Here is a 503-nt window from a genome sequence, read left to right on the forward strand (position 1 = left end):
GTATCTTACTTTGTCAGCATGATATACATTGTTAAAGAGCGTTAGAGTCGAAACTCTAAGCGAGAGACTTGAAAATCGCCGTCCCGAGTTATCGAGCAGCGATGCAAGCATCTTGCTTAGAACTTCATTCAATGACTTTCATCCAAGGGATGATGGTGGAGCCTAGCGGGATCGAACCGCTGACCTCAACACTGCCAGTGTTGCGCTCTCCCAGCTGAGCTAAGGCCCCATGCAGTTTTTGCACTGACGTTCGTCAGTCTGACAAATGGTGGGTCTGGGCAGACTTGAACTGCCGACCTCACCCTTATCAGGGGTGCGCTCTAACCAACTGAGCTACAGACCCATTTGCCACGTTGGGCCTGTAAACAACCCAAACAGTCATTGCTCTTGCTTGATCAGGTAATTCATTGTGAGCACTTACCGACAGTCAGCGACGTGTCGATTAAGGAGGTGATCCAGCCGCAGGTTCCCCTACGGCTACCTTGTTACGACTTCACCCCAGT

Annotated in this window: 2 tRNA genes and 1 rRNA gene; all 3 read right to left on the minus strand. The window is 50.5% G+C overall.

From position 1 onward, the window contains the following. Window positions 1–153: 153 nt before the first annotated feature. Window positions 154–229: transfer RNA gene (locus KUW18_RS19650), tRNA-Ala, on the minus strand. A 37-nt stretch (window positions 230–266) separates the two neighbouring features. Continuing rightward, window positions 267–343, minus strand: a tRNA-Ile gene (locus KUW18_RS19655). Window positions 344–443: 100 nt separating this feature from the next. Beyond that, window positions 444–503 (minus strand): 16S ribosomal RNA (locus KUW18_RS19660); the annotation flags it as partial.

This window comes from Halomonas sp. DP5Y7-2 (assembly GCF_019802025.1).
In the GTDB taxonomy this organism is placed as follows: domain Bacteria; phylum Pseudomonadota; class Gammaproteobacteria; order Pseudomonadales; family Halomonadaceae; genus Halomonas; species Halomonas litopenaei_A.